This window comes from Kocuria sp. UCD-OTCP, assembly GCF_000349605.1.
Lineage (GTDB): Bacteria > Actinomycetota > Actinomycetes > Actinomycetales > Micrococcaceae > Kocuria > Kocuria rosea.
In genome coordinates this window covers 45,197-67,620 of the sequence record NZ_KB714682.1, presented here as the reverse complement: position 1 = coordinate 67,620, position 22,424 = coordinate 45,197, and the positions used below count along the sequence as shown (strand labels likewise).

General features: G+C 70.7%; 19 protein-coding genes. 6 read left to right on the top strand and 13 right to left on the bottom strand.

The window, feature by feature from the left end; translation table 11 throughout:
- Nucleotides 1-97: 97 nt before the first annotated feature.
- On the bottom strand, nucleotides 98-310 hold the full coding sequence (locus tag H488_RS33575; RefSeq protein ID WP_017834626.1) for a hypothetical protein: 213 nt from the start codon (nucleotides 308-310) through the stop codon (nucleotides 98-100).
- Between the two features lie 166 nt (nucleotides 311-476).
- On the opposite strand from H488_RS33575, the gene H488_RS33570 reads away from it, so the two are divergent.
- Complete coding sequence (locus H488_RS33570; protein WP_031283641.1) at nucleotides 477-1,229, top strand: hypothetical protein; 753 nt, start codon at nucleotides 477-479, stop codon at nucleotides 1,227-1,229.
- 15 nt (nucleotides 1,230-1,244) lie between these two features.
- Here the strand turns inward: H488_RS33570 and H488_RS33565 are convergent, their stop codons facing one another.
- Together H488_RS33565 and H488_RS33560 are read right to left on the bottom strand one after the other, a co-directional pair.
- Complete coding sequence (locus tag H488_RS33565) at nucleotides 1,245-2,708, bottom strand: protein adenylyltransferase SelO (RefSeq protein ID WP_031283640.1); 1,464 nt, start codon at nucleotides 2,706-2,708, stop codon at nucleotides 1,245-1,247.
- A 49-nt stretch (nucleotides 2,709-2,757) separates the two neighbouring features.
- A complete protein-coding gene (locus tag H488_RS33560) occupies nucleotides 2,758-3,372 on the bottom strand; it encodes a class I SAM-dependent methyltransferase (protein WP_017834624.1) in 615 nt (204 codons plus the stop codon).
- 380 nt (nucleotides 3,373-3,752) lie between these two features.
- Between H488_RS33560 and H488_RS33550 the strand changes: the two genes are divergently transcribed.
- Nucleotides 3,753-5,255, top strand: coding sequence for an FAD-dependent monooxygenase (locus H488_RS33550; RefSeq protein WP_017834622.1), 1,503 nt, complete (start codon nucleotides 3,753-3,755; stop codon nucleotides 5,253-5,255).
- On the opposite strand, the gene katG is transcribed toward H488_RS33550, so the two are convergent.
- Together katG and H488_RS33540 are read right to left on the bottom strand one after the other, a co-directional pair.
- Nucleotides 5,224-7,431, bottom strand: coding sequence for a catalase/peroxidase HPI (katG, locus tag H488_RS33545; protein WP_031283638.1), 2,208 nt, complete (start codon nucleotides 7,429-7,431; stop codon nucleotides 5,224-5,226). The two genes, H488_RS33550 and katG, sit on opposite strands and share 32 nt — an antisense overlap.
- Nucleotides 7,432-7,536: 105 nt before the next feature.
- Nucleotides 7,537-8,493 carry a M12 family metallopeptidase gene (locus H488_RS33540; RefSeq protein WP_017834620.1) on the bottom strand — a complete coding sequence of 319 codons (957 nt, stop codon included), beginning with the start codon at nucleotides 8,491-8,493 and terminating at the stop codon, nucleotides 7,537-7,539.
- A 496-nt stretch (nucleotides 8,494-8,989) separates the two neighbouring features.
- Here H488_RS33540 and H488_RS33535 point away from each other — a divergent pair, with 496 nt between their 5' ends.
- Nucleotides 8,990-9,970, top strand: a complete 981-nt coding sequence (locus tag H488_RS33535) for a patatin-like phospholipase family protein (protein WP_017834619.1) — start codon at nucleotides 8,990-8,992, stop codon at nucleotides 9,968-9,970.
- A 99-nt stretch (nucleotides 9,971-10,069) separates the two neighbouring features.
- Here H488_RS33535 and H488_RS33530 read toward each other — a convergent pair whose 3' ends face one another.
- Nucleotides 10,070-11,581, bottom strand: coding sequence for an MFS transporter (locus H488_RS33530; protein WP_081615851.1), 1,512 nt, complete (start codon nucleotides 11,579-11,581; stop codon nucleotides 10,070-10,072).
- A 303-nt stretch (nucleotides 11,582-11,884) separates the two neighbouring features.
- Between H488_RS33530 and H488_RS33525 the strand changes: the two genes are divergently transcribed.
- The 3 genes from H488_RS33525 to H488_RS33515 all read left to right on the top strand — a co-directional run bounded on the left by H488_RS33525 (nucleotide 11,885) and on the right by H488_RS33515 (nucleotide 13,861).
- Complete coding sequence (locus H488_RS33525) at nucleotides 11,885-12,505, top strand: dihydrofolate reductase family protein (RefSeq protein ID WP_017834617.1); 621 nt, start codon at nucleotides 11,885-11,887, stop codon at nucleotides 12,503-12,505.
- Nucleotides 12,506-12,657: 152 nt separating this feature from the next.
- The gene (locus H488_RS33520; RefSeq protein WP_017834616.1) at nucleotides 12,658-13,080 is read left to right on the top strand and encodes a hypothetical protein; all 423 of its coding nucleotides are present in this window, start codon (nucleotides 12,658-12,660) and stop codon (nucleotides 13,078-13,080) included.
- A gap of 55 nt (nucleotides 13,081-13,135) precedes the next feature.
- Nucleotides 13,136-13,861, top strand: a complete 726-nt coding sequence (locus tag H488_RS33515) for a YwaF family protein (protein WP_031283634.1) — start codon at nucleotides 13,136-13,138, stop codon at nucleotides 13,859-13,861.
- Between the two features lie 109 nt (nucleotides 13,862-13,970).
- On the opposite strand, the gene nrdF is transcribed toward H488_RS33515, so the two are convergent.
- From nrdF to fdhA, 7 genes are all read right to left on the bottom strand, one after another.
- Nucleotides 13,971-14,969, bottom strand: a complete 999-nt coding sequence (nrdF, locus tag H488_RS33510) for a class 1b ribonucleoside-diphosphate reductase subunit beta (RefSeq protein WP_017834614.1) — start codon at nucleotides 14,967-14,969, stop codon at nucleotides 13,971-13,973.
- Between the two features lie 91 nt (nucleotides 14,970-15,060).
- On the bottom strand, nucleotides 15,061-17,220 hold the full coding sequence (gene nrdE / locus H488_RS33505; protein WP_017834613.1) for a class 1b ribonucleoside-diphosphate reductase subunit alpha: 2,160 nt from the start codon (nucleotides 17,218-17,220) through the stop codon (nucleotides 15,061-15,063).
- The gene (gene nrdI, locus H488_RS33500) at nucleotides 17,217-17,714 is read right to left on the bottom strand and encodes a class Ib ribonucleoside-diphosphate reductase assembly flavoprotein NrdI (protein ID WP_017834612.1); all 498 of its coding nucleotides are present in this window, start codon (nucleotides 17,712-17,714) and stop codon (nucleotides 17,217-17,219) included. The genes nrdE and nrdI overlap by 4 nt, the downstream gene beginning before the upstream one ends.
- Nucleotides 17,715-17,788: 74 nt before the next feature.
- Nucleotides 17,789-18,025 carry a glutaredoxin-like protein NrdH gene (nrdH, locus tag H488_RS33495; protein WP_017834611.1) on the bottom strand — a complete coding sequence of 79 codons (237 nt, stop codon included), beginning with the start codon at nucleotides 18,023-18,025 and terminating at the stop codon, nucleotides 17,789-17,791.
- A gap of 298 nt (nucleotides 18,026-18,323) precedes the next feature.
- A complete protein-coding gene (locus H488_RS33490; RefSeq protein ID WP_017834610.1) occupies nucleotides 18,324-19,823 on the bottom strand; it encodes an aldehyde dehydrogenase family protein in 1,500 nt (499 codons plus the stop codon).
- 42 nt (nucleotides 19,824-19,865) lie between these two features.
- Complete coding sequence (locus tag H488_RS33485; protein ID WP_017834609.1) at nucleotides 19,866-20,936, bottom strand: App1 family protein; 1,071 nt, start codon at nucleotides 20,934-20,936, stop codon at nucleotides 19,866-19,868.
- Between the two features lie 106 nt (nucleotides 20,937-21,042).
- Entirely contained in the window at nucleotides 21,043-22,260 is a 1,218-nt protein-coding gene (fdhA, locus tag H488_RS33480; protein WP_031283632.1) for a formaldehyde dehydrogenase, glutathione-independent, read from the bottom strand.
- Nucleotides 22,261-22,424: the final 164 nt, after the last annotated feature.

Genomic DNA, 22,424 nt, shown 5'->3' with positions numbered 1-22,424 from the left:
CGGGACGGGGACCGCACGACGGACGCCACCCGCTGCGTCGCCGCCCCCACCGTCCCCGCGGCCGCCGCCGGCCGGCGCCGGGGACGCGCGGCCGCGCTCAGCCCTGCCAGGCGGTCCGACCACCGGCGCGGCGGGCGAACTCCGCGGCGCGGCGGCGCGGCAGCGCGTCCCACAGGGACCCCGCAGCCATGCCGACGAACCACAGGCACGGGAACCACCAGCGCCCGCCGCCCAGGTACAGATAGCACGACACGACGAGGACGAGGGTCAGCGCGATGTTGAGGAACATCAGCGTCATCTGGTGCGGCACAGCGGCCCCCTTCACAGTTCTGCGGCATGCCCTCCGCATCGTGGCACGGCCCGCCCCTCCCCGTCTGACCCCTCTTGGGTGGGCAACTCTCCGGCGGGCCACCCCGGTTCGCCGCCCGGCCCGCCTACAGTGGGAACCCCGCCCCCCAGCGAAGCAGAGGCACCCCATGAGCACGAAGGCCGTCGTCACTAGTCTGTTCCTCGCGTCCGGTCTCGCCCTGGCCGGCTGCGCCGGCGACCCCCCGGTCCAGGAGGACACCCCCGCCGCCCGGACCTCGCCCTCCCCCACGGGCACGGCCCCGGAGACGACGCCGGAGCCGACCCCCGAGTCGACCCCCGAGCCCACGGAGCCCCCGGAGTCCACGGAGCCCGCGGCGCAGCCCGACGACGCGGACGAGGAGCCGGCCGCGGAGTCGCCGGCGCAGCCCGGGGCCGCGCCCGCGGAGCCCGTCCCCGCCGACGCGTGGTCCGCGTTCTCCACGACGCCCGAAGGGCAGCCCTACGCCGGGACCGTCTCCGGGATCGAGCAGCAGGCGGCCCCGGGCGGCGGTCTCGTGCACCGGCTCACCGCGGACACGAACGACCGCGCCGTGGCCGTCGAGATCTGCCGGGCCTACCAGGCCGCGATGAGCACCGGCCAGGACCGGATCGACGTCGTCGACACCGTCGGGCAGCTCCTCGCCTTCGCCCCGGGCGGCCCCGGGACCTGCCAGGTGCAGGTCAGCACGGACGTCGGGGCCGTGCCCTTCCCGGCGAAGTTCAGCTACGAGGAGGCACTGGCCGCGTGGCGGAGCGGGGTGCCCTACTACGACGCCTTCTGCATCAACTACGACCCGGTGACGGAGGCCGGCGCCGCCCAGTGCACGGGCATCGAGAACGGCACCGTGGACAGCGTGACCGGGGAGTACATCGGCGGCTGACCTCGGGCCGGCGCCTCAGGTCCCGCAGTAGGTCGTGTAGGCGCCGAAGTCCTCCGGGGGGCCGGCGGCGTAGCGCTCCAGGCCCGGACGCTCCTCGTAGGGGGCGGTCACCGCCTCCAGGAGCCGTCCCAGCGGGTCGAGGTCGCCGTCCACGGCGGCGGCGAGGGCCTCCTCCACGAGGTGGTTGCGGGGGATGTGCACGGGATTCACGCGGTCCATCGCCTCGGGGTCCGGCCCCACGGCGAGCCAGCGCTCGGCCCAGGCGTCGAAGGCCGGCAGATCGAGGACCAGGTCGCGCGCGGCGGTCGCGCCGGTGCGGGCGGTCCCGGCGAGGGCGCGGAAGAACGAGGTCCAGTCGACGCGGTTCTGCTGGAGCAGCACGAGCAGGTCGTCGACCAGGAACGAGGCGACCTCGTCGTCGAGGTCCTCGGGCAGGCCGAGCTTCGAGCGGATCCCCGCGGACCAGGCCGCGCTGTACTGCGGCGCGAACGCCCCGAGCGCCCCCTCCGCCAGGGACACCGCCCGGTCCTGGTCCTCGTCCAGCAGCGGCAGCATGGCCTCGGCGAGCCGGGCGAGGTTCCACTGCGCGGCGACCGGCTGGTTCCGGTAGGAGTAGCGCCCGCCGTGGTCGATCGAGCTGTACACCGCGGCCGGGTCGAAGGCGTCCAGGAACGCGCACGGCCCGTAGTCGATGGTCTCCCCCGAGATGGTCGTGTTGTCGGTGTTCATCACCCCGTGCACGAACCCCAGGAGCATCCACCGGGCCACGAGCGAGGCCTGGGCGGCGACGACCGCCTCGAAGAGCGCGAGGTACGGGTGCTCGGCGCCGGCGGCGCCGGGGTGGTGGCGGCTGATGGCGTGGTCGGCGAGCCGGCGCAGGAGGTCGGGGTCGCCCGTGGCGCGGGCGTACTGGAAGGTGCCCACGCGCAGGTGGCTGCTCGCCACCCGGGCGAGCACGGCCCCCGGCATCAGGGTCTCGCGGCGCACCTGCCGCCCGGTGGCCACCACGGCCAGGGACCGGGTGGTGGGGACGCCCAGGGCGTGCATCGCCTCGCTGACGATGTACTCGCGCAGCATGGGCCCGATCGCCGCGAGACCGTCGCCGCCGCGCGCGAACGGCGTCCGCCCGGAGCCCTTGAGGTGCAGGTCCCGCCGGCGGCCGCCGGCGTCCACGATCTCGCCCAGCAGCAGGGCGCGCCCGTCGCCGAGGCGCGGGGAGAACGCACCGAACTGGTGCCCGGAGTAGGCCTGCGCCACCGGTGTCGCCCCGGGCGGCACGAGGTTGCCGACCAGCAGGCGTGCGCCCTCCGGGCCACTGAGCCACTCCGGGTCCAGCCCCAGGTCGGCGGCGAGGGGCTCGTTGAGCACCAGCAGCCGGGGCTCGGCGACGTCGTCGGCCCGCCAGGGCACGGACAGCTCCCCCAGCTCCTGGGCGAAGCGGCTCTCGAAGGTGACGGTGGACAGGGCTGCGGTGCTCACGATGTCCACGCTACCCCGCGGACCCGTCGCCGCCGAGGGGTCGGCGGGATCAGGAGTGCTCGGCGGTCCGCAGCACGGCCACGAGGAAGTCGCTGTCCTCCCGGAACGGGCGCAGGTCCCAGGTGGAGAGCAGCACATCGGGCACGAGCCCGGCCCGCTCGGCGTCCTGCAGGAACTCCGCGAACGGGTAGCCGCGGCCGGCGCCGAAGCCCAAGGCCACCCGGCCGTCGGCGGCCAGGTGGAGGCGGAGACGGCGCAGCACCTCGAGGCGCGTGCTGGGGGCCAGGAAGGCCATCACGTTGCCGGCGCACACCACGGCGTCGAAGGGCTCCGGGACGCCCCGGGCGGGCAGGTCCAGCTCGGCCAGGTCCCCCACGAGCCACCGGGGACCCGGGTGGTCCTCCCGGGCGGCGGAGACCAGCGCGGGGTCGACGTCGATCCCGACGACGGTGTGCCCGCGGCGGTGCAGGTGGCCGCCCAGCCGGCCGGGACCGCACCCGGCGTCGAGGATCCGGGAGCCGGGCGGGACCATGGCCTCGACCAGCCGCGCCTCCCCCACGACGTCCTCACCGGCGGTTGCCATGGCCCGGAACCGTTCGACGTACCACGACGAGTGCCCGGGATCCGCGCGCACCTTCTGCATCCACATGCTCTGCTCGACCACACGGCCAGGGTACCGCCCGCCAGGCGGCCTCCCGCGGTCCGGTCGCGGCGGGCCCGTTGCGGGGCCTCGAGCTCCGCGACCCGGTTGACGGGCTGGTTGCCGTCGTCGTCGACGTCGCGGTTGAGGTGGACCACCATCTTGCCGCCGGCCAGCCAGCCGACACGGGTCATGCTCGCCCCCGTGAGGAAGGGCGGCGCCACGTGCCCGCGCTGCAGGAGACGGCGGGCCAGATCGGCGGACTGCTCTGACCGGCGGTGACCGGGCCCGTCCTCTTCCCTCCGTTTTCAGGCTACAGCGCGCCGGGGGGCTTGCGGCAAGACCCCGGTCGCGCCGCAGAATGCTCGGGCCGGGAGCGGCACCTGCGGACGGAGGGGCAGCAGATGGACGAGCACGAGGTGGTGGTCGTCGGCGGCGGGCCGACGGGTCTGATGCTGGCGGGAGAGCTGGCGCTGGCGGGGGTCGACGTCGTCGTCCTCGAGCGGAGGACCGGTCAGGAGCTCGTCGGCTCGCGCGCCGGCGGGCTGCACGCGCGGACCATCGAGGTCCTCGACCAGCGCGGCGTCGCCGACCGGTTCCTCGCTGAGGGCACGACCGCCCAGGTCGCCGGGTTCGCCGGCACCCCCCTGGACATCAGCGACTTCCCCACCCGTCACCCCTACGGTCTCGCGCTGTGGCAGAACCACATCGAGCGGCTCCTGGCCGGCTGGATCGGCGAGCTGGGGGTACCGATCCGCTACGGGCACGAGGTGACGGGCGTGGCCCAGGACGGCACGGGCGTCGGCGTCGAGTCCGCCGACGGCCGACCGCTGCGGGCGCAGTACGTCGTCGGGTGCGACGGAGGGCGGAGCCGGATCCGGAAGGCTGCGGGCATCGGGTTCCCCGGGTGGGACCCGACGACGAGCAGTCTGCTCGCCGAGGTGGAGCTGGCCGAGGAGCCGGAGTGGGGCATCCACCAGGACGCCGTCGGCAAGCACGCCTTCCGCCGGCCCCAGGACGGAGGTCCGGCGGGGGTCATGGTGACCGAGCGCCACGTGGGGCCCGGCCGTGAGCCCACCCTGCGCGATCTCCGCGCGGCGCTCGTCGCGGTGTACGGGACGGACTACGGGGTGCACAGCCCCACCTGGATCACGCGGTTCACCGACACGACCCGGCAGGCGGCGTCCTACCGGAGCGGGCGCGTCCTGCTGGCCGGCGACGCCGCGCACGTGCACGCCCCGGACGGTGGGCAGGGCCTCAACACCGGGGTGCAGGACGCGGTGAACCTGGGCTGGAAGCTGGCCCAGGTCGTCGGAGGGACCTCACCGGAGGACCTCCTGGACAGCTACCACGCCGAACGACACCCGGTGGCCGCCCGCTTGCTGCGCCTCACCATGGCGCAGGTCGCGCTGCGCCGCCCCGACGACCGCGTCCGGGCCGTGGGCGAGACGGTCGCCGAGCTCCTGGCCATGGACGAGCCGCGCCGGCGGTACGCGGCGACGATGTCCGGCCTGGACATCCACTACGACCTCGGCGCGGGACACCCGCTGCTCGGGCGCCGCATGCCTGATCTCGACCTCCGCACGGCCGGCGGCCCGGCGCGGGTCTTCGCCCTCCTGCACGAGGCACGGCCGGTGCTGCTCGAGCTCGGCACGCCCGGCGGTGTCGACATCGGGCCCTGGGCGGACCGCGTGCGACTGGTCACCGCCGCGCACCACGGCCGCTGGGAGCTCCCGGTGCTCGGGCCGGTCACCCCGCCCACCGCGGTGCTGATCCGGCCGGACGGGCACGTGGCCTGGGTGGGCGAGGGCGACACGTCAGGGCTCGAGGCCGCGCTCACCACCTGGTGCGGTCCGCCGGCGGGGCCCCGTGCCGTCAGCGCAGATCGAACCGGTCGAGCTCCATGACCTTGACCCACGCGGCGACGAAGTCGCGCACGAACTTCTCCTGCGCGTCGTCGCTCGCATAGACCTCCGAGATCGCCCGCAGCTGGGAGTGCGAGCCGAAGACCAGATCGGCGGCGGTGGCCGTCCACCTGAGCTCGTCCGTGGCGAGATCACGGATCTCGAAGACCTCCTCCGAATCCTCGGACGCCCTCCACTCCGTGCCGGCGGTGAGGAGATTGACGAAGAAGTCGTTGGTCAGCGCCTCCTTCCGGTCGGTGAGGACACCGTGCTCCGACTGCCCGTGGTTCGTCCCCAGGCTCCGCATGCCGCCGACCAGGACCGTCATCTCGGGGGCGGTGAGGTTGAGCATGTACGCGCGGTCGAGCAGCAGCGTCTCGGGCGAGAGCCGCACGTCGGACTGCACGAAGTTCCGGAAGCCGTCGGCCTGCGGCTCGAGCACCGCGAAGGACTCGACGTCGGTCTGCTCCTGCGCGGCGTCCGTGCGCCCGGGCCGGAACGGGACCTGGACCGGGTGACCGGCGTTCCGGGCCGCGCGCTCGACGGCCGCGCAGCCGCCGAGCACGATCAGGTCGGCCAGCGAGATCCTCGTGCCGTCGGACCGACCGCCGTTGAAGTCCTCCCGGACCTGCTCGAGGACGCGCAGCACCTCGGCCAGCCGCCCCGGCTCGTTCACCTCCCAGCCGCGCTGCGGCTCGAGCCGGATGCGGGCGCCGTTGGCCCCTCCCCGGTTGTCGGTGCCCCGGAAGCTCGCCGCGGAGGCCCACGCCGTGGAGGCCAGCTGCGCCACGGTCAGCCCCGAGCCGAGGAGGGTCTCCTTCAGGGCGGCGACGTCCTCGTCCCCGACCAGCTCGTGGTCGACCGCCGGGACCGGGTCCTGCCACAGCTGCGGCTCCGGGACCCACGGCCCCAGGAAGCGCGTGACCGGGCCCATGTCGCGGTGCAGCAGCTTGTACCAGGCCTTGGCGAACGCCTCGGCGAACTCGTCCGGGTGCTCGTGGAACCGCCGCGAGATCTTCTCGTACACCGGGTCCGCCCGGAGCGCGAGGTCGGTCGTCAGCATCGTCGGCCGGTGCCTGCGCCCCGGGTCGAAGGCGTCCGGGACGGTCTCGGTCGCGTCCTCGGCGACCCACTGGTGGGCCCCCGCCGGGCTCTCGGTCAGCTCCCACTCGTGGCCGAACAGGTTGCCGAAGAAGCCGTTGCCCCACTGGGTCGGGGTGCTGGTCCAGGTCACCTCCAGACCGCTGGTGATCGTGTCCGGCCCCTTGCCCGTCCCGTAGCTGCTCCTCCAGCCCAGGCCCTGCCCCGTGACCGGGCACGCCTCGGGCTCGGGGCCCACGTGGTCGGCGGGCCCGGCCCCGTGGGTCTTCCCGAAGGAGTGCCCGCCGGCGATGAGCGCGACCGTCTCCTCGTCGTTCATGGCCATGCGGCCGAACGTGTCGCGGATGTCCCGGGCGGACGCGAGCGGGTCGGGGTTGCCGCCGGGGCCCTCGGGGTTGACGTAGATCAGTCCCATCTGGACCGCGGCCAGCGGGCCCGAGAGCTCGCGATCGCCGGCGTAGCGCTCGTCGCCGAGCCAGGTGTCCTCCGGGCCCCAGAACATCTCCTCGGGCTCCCACACGTCCTCGCGCCCGAAGCCGAAGCCGAACGTCCGGAAGCCCATCGACTCGAGCGCCACGTTCCCTGCGAGCACCAGCAGGTCGGCCCACGAGATCTTCCGGCCGTACTTCTGCTTGACCGGCCACAGCAGGCGCCGGGCCTTGTCCAGGTTGGCGTTGTCCGGCCAGCTGTTGAGCGGGGCGAACCGCTGGGCGCCCTCCCCGGCTCCCCCGCGGCCGTCCGCGATCCGGTAGGTGCCGGCCGAGTGCCAGCTCATCCGGATGAACAGCCCTCCGTAGTGCCCGAAGTCGGCGGGCCACCAGTCCTGCGAGGTGGTCATGAGCTCGACGAGGTCGCGCTTGAGCTCCTCGACGTCGAGCGTGGCGAACTCCTTCGCGTAGTCGAAGTCGGGGCCCAGCGGGTCGGTCGTGGTCGAGTGCTTCCGCAGGACGTTCAGGTCCAGCTGGTTGGGCCACCAGTCCTGGACCGTCCGCGGCTGACCGGTCTTGGGGGTGGGCGCGTCGATCGCCGGGTTCTCGCTCTCGCTGCCGTGCACGGGAGCATCAGGCGTCTGGGACATGGGTCTTCCTTCCAGGATGGCGGTACCGGTCCGGGGCCGGCGGTGGCCGGGTGGGGTGCTTGGCCGAGGGGCGCCGCTCAGGGAACCGAGCCGGTCCCGCCCCGGCTACCAGCACATGATGGCGGTGTCCCCGGACTGTCCTGCCCAGGCGAGCCTGACGCGGACGACGTACCGCCTCCCCCGGAAGAGCTTCGCCGACAGGGTGGAGTTGCGGTCCTCCCCGCTGTCGTCGTCGCCGGCGAGGAAGCGCAGCTCTCCGTCGACCTCCTCGAAGAGCACCAGGGTGGTGTCCGCCGTCCCGAAGGTGGCGATCTGGTGCTTCCGCGACAGGGCGGGGGTGATCTCGAAGTCCGCCTGCTGCCCCGGGACCAGGGTCAGGGGCGTGGACCGGAACGGCTCGAGCGTCGGGAGCACGTGCGGCAGGACCGGGTAGAACTTCCGCACCCAGTCCTGGTCCTTGGCCGACAGGCCGCCCGGAGGGCTGATGCCCGGCTGGTAGCGGGCGGGCTCCTTGATGAGGCCTCCGGGGAAGGAGTACTGCATCACCGAGTCGGGGTCCCAGGTCGAGCCCTCCACCTCGTCCTGGCCCAGTTTGCGCAGGACGTTGTGGTGTGTGGTCTCCGGGGACCAGTGGTTCGGTGCCCCGGCGAAGAACGCGTAGACCTTCGCCTCGTCCCAGACGATCCCGGCGAACGGGTTCTGGTGCTCGTGGGGCAGGCCCATCGTGTGGCCGATCTCGTGCAGCGCCGTGGTGCGCCCGTACTCGTCGGTCAGGTCCCAGCCGAAGTTCATGGTCGCGTCCTGGGTGCCGATCGTCAGGACGTCCCTGCCCAGATAGGACCACGACCCGTCGGCCTGGTCGAAGGAGATCCGGACCTCGGCCTCCCCCGGCTCGTCCACCTCCTGGAATCCGAGGCCGATCTCCAGGTCCTTCCACTCCCGGAACGCGCTGCGCACCGCCTGGCGCTGCGGCTCGGGGCCCTCCCGGAACGCGTAGCGGAGCACGGTACCGTTGACCCACTTCTGGGCCATCACCCGGACGAGGCGCTGTCTGATGCCCACCAGCCCCTCCGGGAGGGGACGCACGATGCGCGGCTTGGCAGCACAGTAGGGACGAACTGAGGAATTCATCGTTCTCGGCTCCTGGACAAGCGCCTGTCGTGTGATCGCGACTCCCGCACGTCCCGTTCGGGGTGGCAGGAGGACCCCCGGCAACCGTTCTCCAACGCTTTTTTGCGGCGTACGGAGAATACCGGCGGAGTGATGTGCATCGACATAATCACGGGTGGGTCGCACGTCAAAGCAAACGGACGTTCCCGTGCTGCGGCTGTGACCATGTGACGTCGGGATGAAGGTTTCCGGTGCACGGGTTCGTGCCCTGGTCAGAGCGTGTTTCGATGTGCTGACGGGAATTCCGGGAATTTTCGCGACCGCTGATTGTTGTCCGGCGATTTCTTTCCCGTCACACGGGGCCCGATATCGGGCAGCCGTTCCGTGCCCGCACGGCATTTGCTGTACTGACCTCGGGGATCGAACCTGCCGAAGGGGCGTGGACAGCATGGAACGGTATGCCGACCTGGTGCTGGAGGGCGGGGGCGTCAAGGGCATCGCCCTGGTGGGAGCCATCGAGGTCCTCGAGGAGCACGGCTACCGCTTCAAACGGGTCGCCGGCACCTCCGCCGGTGCCATCGTCGGTGCCCTGGTCGCCGCCGGCGCCCCGGCGAGCAAGCTGGTGGACATCATCGGCTCCGTCCAGTACCCGGACTTCCGCGACGGCTCCCGCCTCACGCGCTACACCGCCGGCAAGGCCGCCGGGATCCTCGCCCGCAACGGCATCTACCTCGGCGAGCACCTCCGATCCTGGTTGCAGTCCCAGCTCGACGAGTACGGGGTGCGGACCTTCGCCGACCTGCCCTACACCGACGAGGAACGGCCCCCCGCCCCGGAGCGCTCCTACCGGCTGGTGGTCACCGCCTCGGACATCAGCAGGGGCCGGCTGCGCTACCTGCCCTGGGACTACGACGACTTCGGCCGTGACCGGGGCGCCCAGCACGTGGTCGAGGCGGTCCGGGCCTCGATGTCCATCCCGTTCTTCTACCGGCCCGTCCGCTGGGACACCGCCGACGGGAAGAAGGCGTGGCTGGTCGACGGCGGCATGCTCTCCAACTTCCCGATCGCCGCCTTCGACGCCCCGCCCGGCACCGTTCCGCGTTGGCCCACGCTGGGCATCAAGCTCTCGGCCCATCCGGACGCGGTCCAGGGCACGGGGTACCCGATCAAGGGGCCGGTGAGCATGAGCCGGGCGATGCTCAAGACCATGACCGGCTTCTACGACCAGATGCACATCGAGTCCCCCGACGCCCAGGCCCGCACGATCTTCGTCGACACCGGCACCATCCGCGCCACCGACTTCAACCTCACCGACGAGGACCGGGACTTCCTCTACCGCAGCGGCCGGGCGGCCGCCGAGAAGTTCCTCGACGGCTCGCCCACCCGACCGCCGTGGGATTTCGACGCCTACATCGCCGCCCATCGCTGAGGCGTGCCCGGGCCTGCCGATCCGGTCGAGCCGGAGTGCCGGCCCCGTCCCGCCCGCCGGCCGGAAGCCCGGGCTCACCGGGCCGGCGGTGGGACTCGTTCATGCGGAGGACCGGGAGGCGGTGACGCCGTCCGCGGCGTCCTCCGCCGCGACCTGGGCGTACGACGCCGAGACCCGGCGGTAGACCGGGGTCAGGAAGGCCAGCAGCGCGGCGGCGATCATGACGATGCCGGCCACCAGGAACACCAGGGCGATGCCGCGCGAGGTGCCCTCGCCGAGCAGCGGGGCCAGCTGGGCGCCGCCCTCCGCGGACCGCGCGTACGGGATGATCCAGAACTGGGCGATCGGTGCGATGAGGAACGCGGTGACCGGCGCCGCCGCGGACTCGAACGCCATGGCGAAGCCGAAGACACGGCCCTGCCGCTCCAGCGGCACGACCCGCTGGATGACCGTCTGTTCCGCCGCCTCCACGAAGGGGAAGAGCGCCATGTAGAGCCAGATGCCCAGGACGTACAGCCAGGCCCACTCCCGTACGGTGAACACCGCGCCGAGCACGCCCATCGCCATCACCGCGAACAACATGGTGCGCAGCGGATTGGACCCCAGCCCGAACTTGCCGATCAGCGCCCCGCCCACGATGAAGCCGGTGGCGCCGAGCGCGAAGACCGCGCCCCAGATCTCCACGGGAAACATCTCCAGACCGTACGGGTCCATCAAGGCCATGTAGACGCCGCCGATGAAGTTGTTGAACGTCGAGAACAGGATCAGCGCGAACAGCCCGGACACGGCCAGCACGGCGGCGAACGCCCCCCGCAGGTCGAAGCTGCCGTGGGCGTCCGTGGCCGCGGCGCGCACCTCCTCGGGCATGCGCAGCGTCAACAGGTGCCCGAAGGCCACGGCCGTGAGCGCCACGGCGACCACGACCGTCCAGCCCATGCCCAGCAGTCCGACCGACAGCCCGGAGAGCACCGAGGTCACGATGAACATCAGGCCCTGCACCATGCCCACCAGGCCGTTGGCGTTGGCGCGCCGATCCGGCTCGATGAGGATCGTGACCGTGGTGGACAGGGCGATGTTGCGCATGTTCTCGACCACCGCCCCGATCAGGACGACCAGGGCGAAGACCCAGATCCACGGGCGGGTCAGGTCCGCCATCGAGGCCGCCGGGGCGAGGAGGAACAGGACGCCCGCCAGCACGAACATCACCAGGGTGAAGGCTGCGGCGAAGCGCATCACGGCGAGCTTGCGGTAGCGGTCCACGAAGGTGCCGAAGCTGATGCTGGAGAGCGCGATGAGCAGCATGTACGCGCCGCCGACCACCCCGGTGGCGATGACGTTGCGCGTCTCCAGATACACCCAGAACGTCAGGGCGAACCAGAGGTAGCTGGTCGTGATGTTGGCGAGGGCGGTGTTCACCAGGATCCCGGCGAAGGTGCGAGACCGCTGCGCCGGGCTGCGCACCGAGGTGTCCACGGCCTCGGGATCGACCAGCCCCGGTGATGCCCCGGCTTCATCGATCGGAGCGGACGTGTCGGTCGCGTCCGCGGGAAGTGCCGCACGGCCTGCGGGTGCCGAGGCGGCCCGGGACCGGCCCGGTTCCTGCTCGTTCATGCGGCTCAGTCTAGTGACGGGCGCGGACAGGCTAACGGCTCGGAGCCGACGACAGAACACCGCCGTGACCGCCCGGCGACCCGCCACTCCCGGGTCCGGCCGAGCCCGCCGCACCGGACGATCCCCGCCGGACAACCCCGCCGTTCCGAGGCCGACGAGCCCGCGCCTCGTGCTGAGGACGCACGAGGATTCCCGCTCGCGCCTGGGCGCGCCGTCATCCGGGGGCAACGGGTTGACCCCCGGATCCCGTGGCGAAAAACTGGGCACCACGGATGTCGTCGGAGCACACCGAAGGACCACGTCATGGGCATCATCCAGGTCGACCTCTTCCTCACCCTCGACGGCGTCTACCAGGCGCCGGGCGGGCCCGACGAGGACCGTGCGGGCGGCTTCGATCTCGGCGGCTGGCAGGGGGCGTACTTCGACGACGAATCGGGCGCGACGATCGGCGCCGGGATCGAGCGCATCGACGCGCTGCTGCTCGGTCGCCGGACCTACGACATCTTCGCCGGCTACTGGCCGGACCACGGCGACGCCGACCCGATCGCCGCGACGTTCAACACGGTGCCGAAGTTCGTCGTGTCCCGCACGCTGACCGACCCGTCGTGGGAGGGCACCACGGTGCTGACGGAGGTCGCCGCCGAGGTGCGCGCCCTCAAGGACCGGTTCGGCGAGATCCACGTCATCGGCAGCGGCGACCTCGTGCGGACGCTGCTGAGGGAAGACCTCGTCGACCGGCTGAACCTGCTCCTCTATCCGCTGGTGCTGGGCTCGGGCAAGCGCGTCTTCGGCGACGGCACCGTCCCGGCCGCCTTCACCCTGGCGCAGCCGCCGCGGGCGTTCCCGAAGGGAGCGGTCTCACTCGTCTACGAGCGGGCCGGCGACCCGGTCACCGGCGTGGACGTCTCCCAGCCGACGCGGTGAACGACTCCGTGACGCCCTGATCTCCGCATCCCTCTCACCGGCAACCGGGTCTCCGGGTGACCGGTGCCGCCGCCGCGTCGATCACGTGGAGGAAGACATCCAGAGGGATCCGCTATAATGCGGCCGTCCGAACCCGCGAAGAAGGGCCTGGGATGGACGAGCTGGAGGCACCGCGGTACCGGGTGCCGTTGCGGCTGCAGGGTGTGGAAGGCAGGATCGCGACCTTCGTGGTGCCGTCGGAGTTCGCAGAGCACATTGCCTCGGCCACGCCGGCGAAGAACGCCTGGACCCGCGATTTCAACACCGGTCTCGTCGGCGGGGTCCGCATCGATCGATCCACCACGCCGCCGACGGTGGTCAGCTACCTCACCCGGCCCTTGAAGCAGATCGACGTTGCCGGCGAAGGATGGGTGGCGCTGCTCCGGCGTGACACGCGGCCCCGGGCCAAGAGGCCCTACCAGTTGGTCTCCGTGACCCGCAGCATCGGTCCGGGCAAGGCCAAGAGCTCGGACGGCGGTCCGGCGCCGGTTCCGGTCCACACTGCCCCGCCCATGGCCCTGGACGACCGGATCTGATGTCCTGGCCTCACGGGCGCACCACCCAGGAGACCCGGTGGAGGGGGGGACGGCGATGCCGAACGAGGAGGTCTTCGTACCCTACGGCCCCACTCACTGGGCTGCTCTGGGCGTCTGCGTCCTCGGGGCTGTGCTCGTGGTGATGCTGGGTCGCCGCCTTCGGGGCTCCCCGGCCGAGGTGGGTTTTTCTCGGGCTTTCGCCGCGGTGCTGACCACGTACGCGGTGACGATGCTCGTCTACCGGTCGGTGCCGGACCATTTCGACGTCCACATCTCCCTGCCGGTCCATCTTTCGGACCTCGCGTGGATGGTCGCCGCCATCGCCCTGTGGACACGGGCCCGCTGGGCGACGGCGCTCACCTACTACTGGGGACTGACTCTCAACCCGCAGGCCATCCTCACCCCGGCACTCGACTCGCCGGACTTCCCCCACATCGACTTCATCGACCTCTGGGTCCAGCACATCCTGGTCCTCTGGGCCACCCTGTACCTGATCTGGGGACGTGGCGGCCGCGTCGACTGGGGCAGCTACCGCCTGGCCATGGTCGTCACCGTCACGTGGGCCATGGCTGCCTTCGGACTCAACAACTGGCTGGGGACCAACTACGGCTTCCTCAACGGCAAGCCGGACAACCCCTCGATCCTCGATCTGTTCGGGCCCTGGCCGTGGTACCTGCTGGTGGAGTTCCTCATCATCGCCGTGGCCTGGGCGCTCATCACCTGGCCGTGGACGAGCCGGCGACAGAGCACAGCCGAGCCCCGGGTCGGTGCGGCAGGCTGAGGCAACACGGCACCACGGCATCGAGTCATGCCTGTCGACGACGGCGGTCCGGCCCACCTCGCGAAGGTGGGCCGGACCGCCGTCGTCGTCCGCATGGCTCAGGCCGGGATCAGAAGTCCCAGTCCTCGTCCTCCGTGTTCACGGCCTTGCCGATCACGTAGGAGGAGCCCGAGCCGGAGAAGAAGTCGTGGTTCTCGTCGGCGTTCGGGGACAGCGCGGACAGGATGGCCGCCGAGACGTCCGTCATCTCCTTGGGGAACAGCGCCTCGAAGCCCAGGTTGTTCAGGGCCTTGTTGGCGTTGTAGTGCAGGAACTTCTTGACGTCCTCGGTCCACCCGACACCGTCGTAGAGGGACTCGGTGTAGCGCACCTCGTTCTCGTAGAGCTCCTCGAGCAGCTCGTAGGTGTAGAGCTTCAGCTCGTCCTGGCGCTCCTGGGACTCCAGGGCCATGGCCCGCTGGAACTTGTAGCCGATGTAGTAGCCGTGCACGGCCTCGTCACGGATGATGAGGCGCACCAGGTCGGCCGTGTTCGTCAGCTTGGCCCGGGAGGACCAGTACATGGGCAGGTAGAACCCGGAGTAGAAGAGGAAGGACTCGAGCAGGGTCGAGGCCACCTTCTTCTTCAGCGGGTCGTCGCCCTTGTAGTACTTGATGATGATGTCGGCCTTCTTCTGCAGGTACGGGTTCTCCCGTGACCAGCGGAAGACGTCGTCGATCTCCTTCATGGAGGACAGCGTCGAGAAGATGGAGGAGTAGGACTTCGCGTGCACCGACTCCATGAACGCGATGTTGGTGTACACCGCCTCCTCGTGCAGGGTGACGGCGTCCGGGATCAGGGAGACGGCGCCCACGGTGCCCTGGATGGTGTCCAGCAGCGTGAGACCGGTGAACACCCGCATGGTGAGCTGCTGCTCCTCCGCGGTGAGGGTCTTCCACGAGGGGACGTCGTTGGAGATCGGCACCTTCTCGGGCAGCCAGAAGTTCGCGGTCAGCCGGTCCCAGACCTCGTCGTCCTTCGGGTCCTCGATCCGGTTCCAGTTGATGGCCTGGGCCTGGTGGTGGAGCAGCTGCACCTTGTCGATGCTCTCGCTCTTCTCCAGAGTCATGATCTGTCTCTTCCTCGAACGGGGTGGACCCCCGCGCGCGTCCTGCGGACGCGCGCGGGGAGTTGTGGGGTGGTCGCCGGGGCTCCGGCGGTCAGAGCATGCAGGAGACGCAGCCCTCGACCTCGGTGCCCTCCAGCGCCAGCTGGCGGATGCGGGAGTAGTACATCGTCTTGATGCCCTTGCGCCACGCGTAGATCTGCGCCCGGTTGATGTCCCGGGTGGTGGCCGTGTCCTTGAAGAACAGGGTCAGCGACAGGCCCTGGTCCACGTGCTGGGTGGCCGCGGCGTAGGTGTTGATGATCTTCTCGTAGCCGATCTCGTACGCGTCCTGGAAGTACTCCAGGTTCTCGTCGTTCATGAAGGGCGCCGGGTAGTACACGCGGCCCAGCTTGCCCTCCTTGCGGATCTCGATCTTCGAGGCGATCGGGTGGATCGAGGACGTCGAGTTGTTGATGTAGGAGATCGACCCGGTCGGCGGCACGGCCTGCAGGTTCTGGTTGTACATCCCGTGCTCCATGACCGAGGCCTTGAGCTGCTCCCAGTCCGCCCGGGTGGGGATGTGCACGCCCGCCTCGGCGAACAGCTCCCGCACCCGCCCGGTGGCCGGGACCCAGTCCCGGTCGGTGTACTTGGTGAAGTACTCCCCCGACGCGTACTGGGACCGCTCGAAGCCGGCGAACACCGCCCTGCGCTCCTTCGCGATCTCGTTCGACGCGCGGACCGCGTGGTACGTGACCGTGTAGAAGTAGATGTTCGTGAAGTCGAGGCCCTCCTCGGAGCCGTAGTGGATGTGCTCCTTGGCGAGGTAGCCGTGCAGGTTCATCTGCCCGAGACCCACGGCGTGGGACATCTGGTTGCCGCGCTCGATCGAGGGCACCGAGGTGATGTCGGACATGTCCGACACCGCGGTGAGCCCGCGGATCGCGGTCTCCACGGACCGCCCGAAGTCCGGGGACTCCATGGTCAGCGCGATGTTGAGGGAGCCGAGGTTGCAGGAGATGTCCTTGCCGACCTCGTCGTAGTTCAGGTCCTCGTGGTACGTGGACGGCTCGGAGACCTGGAGGATCTCGGAGCAGAGGTTGGACATGATGATCTTGCCGTCGATCGGGTTGGCCCGGTTCACCGTGTCCTCGAACATGACGTACGGGTAGCCGGACTCGAACTGGACCTCGGCGAGGGTCTGGAAGAACTCGCGGGCGTTGATCTTCTTCTTGGTGATCCGGCCGTCCGCGACCATCTCGTGGTACTTCTCGGACACGTTGACGTCGGAGAACGGCATGCCGTAGACCCGCTCCACGTCGTACGGGGAGAACAGGTACATGTCCTGGTTCTTCTTGGCCAGCTCGAACGTGATGTCCGGGATGACCACGCCCAGGGAGAGGGTCTTGATCCGGATCTTCTCGTCCGCGTTCTCCCGCTTGGTGTCCAGGAAGCTGTAGATGTCCGGGTGGTGGGCGTGCAGGTACACCGCGCCCGCGCCCTGGCGGGCGCCCAGCTGGTTGGCGTAGGAGAAGGAGTCCTCCAGCAGCTTCATGATGGGGATGATGCCCGAGGACTGGTTCTCGATCTTCTTGATCGGGGCCCCGGCCTCGCGGACGTTGGTCAGCGCGAACGCCACGCCGCCGCCGCGCTTGGACAGCTGCAGGGCGGAGTTGATCGACCGCCCGATGGACTCCATGTTGTCCTCGATGCGGAGCAGGAAGCAGGAGACGAGCTCGCCGCGCTGCTGCTTGCCCGCGTTGAGGAACGTGGGGGTCGCCGGCTGGAAGCGCCCGGAGATGATCTCGTCGACCAGCTGCGTGGCGAGCAGCTCGTTGCCGTCGGCGAGGTAGAGGGAGACCATGACCACGCGGTCCTCGAAGCGCTCGAGATAGCGCTGGCCGTCGAAGGTCTTCAGCGTGTAGGACGTGTAGAACTTGAACGCGCCCAGGAAGGTCTCGAAGCGGAACTTCTGGGAGTACGCCCGCTTGGAGAGCTCCTTGATGAACTCCATGCTGTACTTCGCCAGGACCTCGGGCTCGTAGTACTGGTGCGAGACCAGGTAGTCGAGCTTCTCCTCGAGGTCGTGGAAGAAGACGGTGTTGTTGTTCACGTGCTGCAGGAAGTACTGCCGGGCGGCCTGCCGGTCGGCGTCGAACTGGATGTGGCCGTCGGCGTCGTAGAGGTTCAGCAGGGCGTTGAGCTCGTGGTAGCCCAGGCCCCGGTACTTCTCGGGAACGCGCGTGTCCTCGTGGCCGGGCTCGACGCTCACGCCCGGAGCTGCGGAAATTGTCGCCAAAACTGTTCCAATCCTTGATTTACCTGGTGGACATCCTCGGGGGTGCCCATGAGTTCGAACTTGTAGAGGACGGGGACGCCGCACTTGGCCGCGATCTTGTCCGCGGCCAGGCAGAACGCCGACCCGAAGTTGGTGTTCCCCGCGCCGATGACGCCGCGCAGGAACCGCCGGTTGGTCTCCTTGTTGAGGAACTTCACGACCTGCGGCGGGACGGCCCCGCTGCCGTTGGGCCGCCCGTACGTCGGGGCGGCCAGCACGAAGGGCTCGGTGATCTCGGGGGGCTCCTCCCCGGTCAGAAGAGGAAGGCGCAGCACGCGGGCGTCGAGCTTGTCGACGAAGCGGTGCGTGTTGTTGGAGACCGAGGAGAAGTAGACCACCAGTGGGGCGTGGCTGTCCGGTGCCGCGGCGGTGTCGCCGTGGTCCTGCTGAGCGGTCCCGGGACGGGTGCCGGGGTGGTGCGTGCTCATTGCTTCCGCGCTCCGAAATGGGGTCGGTGGTGGATGGACCGGGGCGCCGCGGGGAAGCGGGCGGCGCTGCGGCCTCAGGCCGAGAGGAGGACGGCCAGGGAGGTGATCTTGTCCGGGCGGTAGCCGGACCAGTGCTCGGTCGCCGTCTCGACGACCGGGACCTGCTGGTAGCCGAGGGCCAGGACGTGGGCCAGGGCGGCCTCGTCCTCGGTGACGTCGACGACGTTGTACTCGATGCCCTTCTTGGTCAGGGCCCGGTAGGTGGCATTGCACTGGACGCAGGCCGGCTTGCTGTACACGGTCACGGACATCGCTGTTTCCCCTTGGTCGATCGGGTGGTTTGTGGGGGAGATCCGGGACTTCCGCAGGGTCTGCGGCGGTGAAGGGGTCTCTCCGGGTGGCTGATTTCAATACTACATCTAGTGCCAGGAAGGGGAAGCGACCCCTAGATGCAGTGGTGGAGGTTGTCCACAGCTCCTCTCTCGCTATCCCCAGAACCACCGCCGGCCATCCACAGGGGGTCTCCGCGGGGGGTCGCGGAATCCCGCCGCCGGGGTCCCGTTGTGCACAGGCTGTGCGCACCGCGGGACCCCCGGCCGGTGGACAGGATTAATTTTCGGACACGGCGTGTCGGGTCCGGCGGCGGGGCCGGCGCAGCCCGACCGCCGCGGCCGCCAGGCGGGCCCGCAGGCCCCGGTAGGGCGGGTAGACGACCCGCAGCGTGTCGGGGGCGAGCGGCTTGTCCAGGACCGCGCGCGCGTGGGAGAACGTGGTGAACGAGAACTTCCCGTGGTACGCGCCGGTGCCGCTCTCCCCCACGCCGCCGAACGGCAGCTCGGGGCTGGTCAGGTGCAGCAGCGGGGCGTTGAAGGACAGTCCGCCGGAGGACGTGCGCCGGCGGAACAGCTCCTTCACCGAGCGCTCCTCGGAGAACACGTAGAGGGCCAGCGGCTTGTCCCCGGCGGTGATCAGCTCGACGGCGTGCTCCGCGGAGGCGACCGGGACCAGGGGCAGGACGGGACCGAAGAGCTCCTCGGCCATGAGCGGGCCGTCCGGGGCGGAGCGCACCACCGTGGGCGCGAGGTAGCGCTCCCCCGGCTCGGCGGTCCCGCCGCAGACGACGTCGTGGGCGGGGACCTGCTCCAGGAGCCCCACCAGCCGGTCAAGGTGGCGCGCGGTGACGATCCGCCCGTAGGAGTCGCTGCGGGACGGGTCCTCGCCGTAGTGCTCCTCCACGGCCCGCAGGAGCTCCGGTTCGAGGGCGGCGAGCGTCTCCGGGGTGCCGAGCACGTGGTCCGGGGCCACGCAGGTCTGGCCGGCGTTGAGGAACTTCCCCCACACGATCCGCCGGGCGGCGGTGCGCAGGTCGGTCGAGCCGTCCACCCAGACCGGGGACTTCCCGCCCAGCTCGAGGGTCACCGGGGTCAGGTGCCGGGCCGCGGCGGCCATCACGATCCGGGCCACCGTCCCGTTGCCGGTGTAGAAGACGTGGTCGAAGCGGTGCTCGAGCAGCCGCGTGGTCTCCGGCACGCCGCCCTCGACCACGCGCACGCAGTCCCCCAGGTAGCGCTCGAGCAGCTCGGCCAGCACCCCGGAGACGGTCGCGGAGACCTCGGAGGGCTTGACGACGACGGTGTTGCCGGCGGCGAGCGCTCCCGCCAGGGGGCTCAGGACGAGCTGGACGGGATAGTTCCACGGCGCCATCACGAGCACGGTCCCGAGCGGCTGGTGCTCCACGCGGGAGCGGGCCGGGGCGAGGCTCAGCGGGACGGGGACGCGGGCCGGGGTCATCCAGCGGCCGAGCTCCTTGCGGATGCCGGCGATCTCCTCGAGGGTGAAGCCGAGCTCGGTCAGCCACGCCTCCGCCGGGGGCTTGCCGAGGTCGGTGGCCAGCGCCTCCTCGAGCACCGTCCGGTTCTCCCGCACGAGGTCCTCGAGCCGGTGCAGCCGGTCCAGCCGGGTCGCGAGGTCGACGTCGGGCACGAAGGCCGCCCGGGCACCGGCGACGGCGGCGTCCACGGCCGGGAAGTCCGCCGAAGTGTCCGCCGGGACGTCTGCCGAGTCGTCTGCCGGTGCGGGGGCGGGGAGGGTGCTGCGGGTGCTGGTCATGGGTCCAGGGTAGGGCCCGGCTCGGACGCCGCAGCCCGCCGGTCAGAGCAGGCCGTGCTCCGCGAGCTGCCGCGAGATCGAGGCGCCGTCGTTGCCCTCGATCCACAGCGTGCCCTCGGGGATGGTGACCCGCCGCTCCTCGTTGACCAGCGGGGTGCCGGCCAGCACGGCCTCCGCCGGGGACAGGTTGCGGATCACGATGGCGGCCACGTGCTCGGGATAGCGGTGCACGAAGCCGCTGTAGATCTCGGGGTCGTGCTGGCCGTCGTCGCCGATGAGGATCCAGCGCACGTGGGGGAAGTTGCGGGCCAGCCGCTCGAGGTTCTGCACCTTGTGCGCGGCCCCGGCCCGGAACCACCGGTCCGTGGTGGGTCCCCAGTCGGTGAGCAGCAGGGCCCCGGCCGGGTAGGCGTTGCGCGTGAGGAAGCGGCGCAGGGTCGGCGCCACGTTCCACGCCCCCGTGGAGAGGTAGAGGAACGGCGCCTCGTGGTGGCGGTGCAGCAGCCGGTCCATCATGACCGCCATCCCGGGGGTGGGCGTGCGGGCGTGCTCGTTGAGCACGAACGAGTTCCAGGCGGCCAGCATGGGCCGGGGCAGGGCCGTGACCATGACGGTGTCGTCGATGTCGGAGACCACCCCGATGCGCTGCTCGTCGGCCACGACGAACACGCGGGACTCGACCGTCTCGGAGCCCTCCGTCTGCATCCACACGGTGTGCTCGCCGGGGGCCAGGGACACCTGCAGGTCGACGTCGACCACCCCGCCCTTGTCGGCCACCAGGTGGAACTCGAACTCGTCGATCCAGATGTTGACGTGGGCGAAGGCGATGGGCACGGAGGTGAACGAGCGCCAGCCGCGGATGGACTCGGCGCTCTCGTCGGTGGACTCGATGAGCCCCCGGGTCTTCAGCAGGGCCCGGCCCAGGACCCGCACGTGGTGCTCGGAGCCGTAGCCCTCGAAGGCCACCATGACCGGGATGTCCCCGCGGGCCTCGGCGCGCCGCTGCCGGAACCGGTGGAGCCGCTGCTCGAGGCGGTAGCCCACGTTGATGGCTTCCTCGGCGACCTGGTCGACGGTCTGCTTGAGCTCCGAGCTGCTGGATTTCTTGGCCATGCGCCCAGTCTTCCACAGGGCACACCGCGGACACGGCGGCGCCCGCGGGGCGGGCCGCGCCGGAGGTCCGGTGCGGCCCGCCCCGCGGGCGGTCGGGGTCCGCGGACTAGTTCTTGATGTAGCCGTTGGGGTTGAGCACGTACTTGGTGGCCGCCCCGGCGTCGAACTCGGCGTAGCCCTGCGGCGCCTCCTCCAGCGGGATGGCCTTGGCGTTGACGGCCTTGGCGATCTGGATCTTGTCGTGCAGGATCGCCATCATCAGCTGCCGGTTGTACTTCATCACCGGGCACTGCCCCGTGGTGAAGGACAGCGACTTCGCCCATCCCGTGCCGAGGCTGATCGACAGGGACCCCTTCTTCGCGGCCTCGTCCACGGCTCCGGGATCCCCGGTGACGTACAGGCCCGGAATGCCCAGCGCCCCGCCGGCGGCGGTGATGTCCATCAGGGAGTTGAGCACGGTGGCCGGGGCCTCGTGGGAGGCGTCCTTGCCGTGCCCACGGGCCTCGAAGCCGACGGCGTCCACGCCGCAGTCGACCTCCGGGACACCCAGGATCTGCTCGATCTGCTCGGCGGGCGAGCCCTTCGAGACGTCGACGGTCTCGCAGCCGAAGCTGCGGGCCTGGGCCAGCCGCTGCTCGTTCATGTCGCCCACGATCACCACCGCGGCTCCCAGCAGGTGCGCCGAGGCCGCCGCGGCCAGGCCCACCGGTCCGGCACCGGCGATGTAGACGGTCGAGCCCACGCCCACCCCGGCCGTCACCACGCCGTGGTAGCCGGTGGGCAGGATGTCGGAGAGCATGGTCAGGTCCATGATCTTCTCCAGGGCCTGGTCCCGGTCCGGGAACTTCAGCAGGTTCCAGTCCGCGTAGGGCACCAGCACGTACTCGGCCTGACCGCCGACCCAGCCGCCCATGTCCACGTAGCCGTAGGCGGAGCCCGGCCGGTCCGGGTTGACGTTGAGGCAGATGCCGGTCTTGCGCTCCTTGCAGTTGCGGCACCGGCCGCAGGAGATGTTGAACGGGACGGAGACGATGTCCCCGACCTTGATGAACTCGACGTCCGGCCCGCACTCGATGACCTCGCCCGTGATCTCGTGACCGAGGACCAGGTCCGTGGGGGCCGTGGTGCGCCCGCGCACCATGTGCTGGTCCGAGCCGCAGATGTTGGTGGCCACGGTCCGGAGGATGACCCCGTGCGGGACCTTCCGGCCGATGTTGGCCGGGTTGATCCCCGGCGCGTCCTTGAGATCGAACTCCGGGTACTCGGTGTCGATGACCTCGACCTTGCCGGGACCCTTGTAGGCGACCGCTCTGTTCCCTGCCATCATGACCTCTTCCGTGGTGGATGTCCGTCACGGGCGTCCACGGTGGGTCTCCACCGTCGACGCCCTTGTCCCCGACGGAACTCCCCACGCTGTGGCCTCGAGCTCGCTGTGACCCGGGTCACGGAGGACGGCCGCCGGTGGTGCTGACGGTAACAGGACGCGTC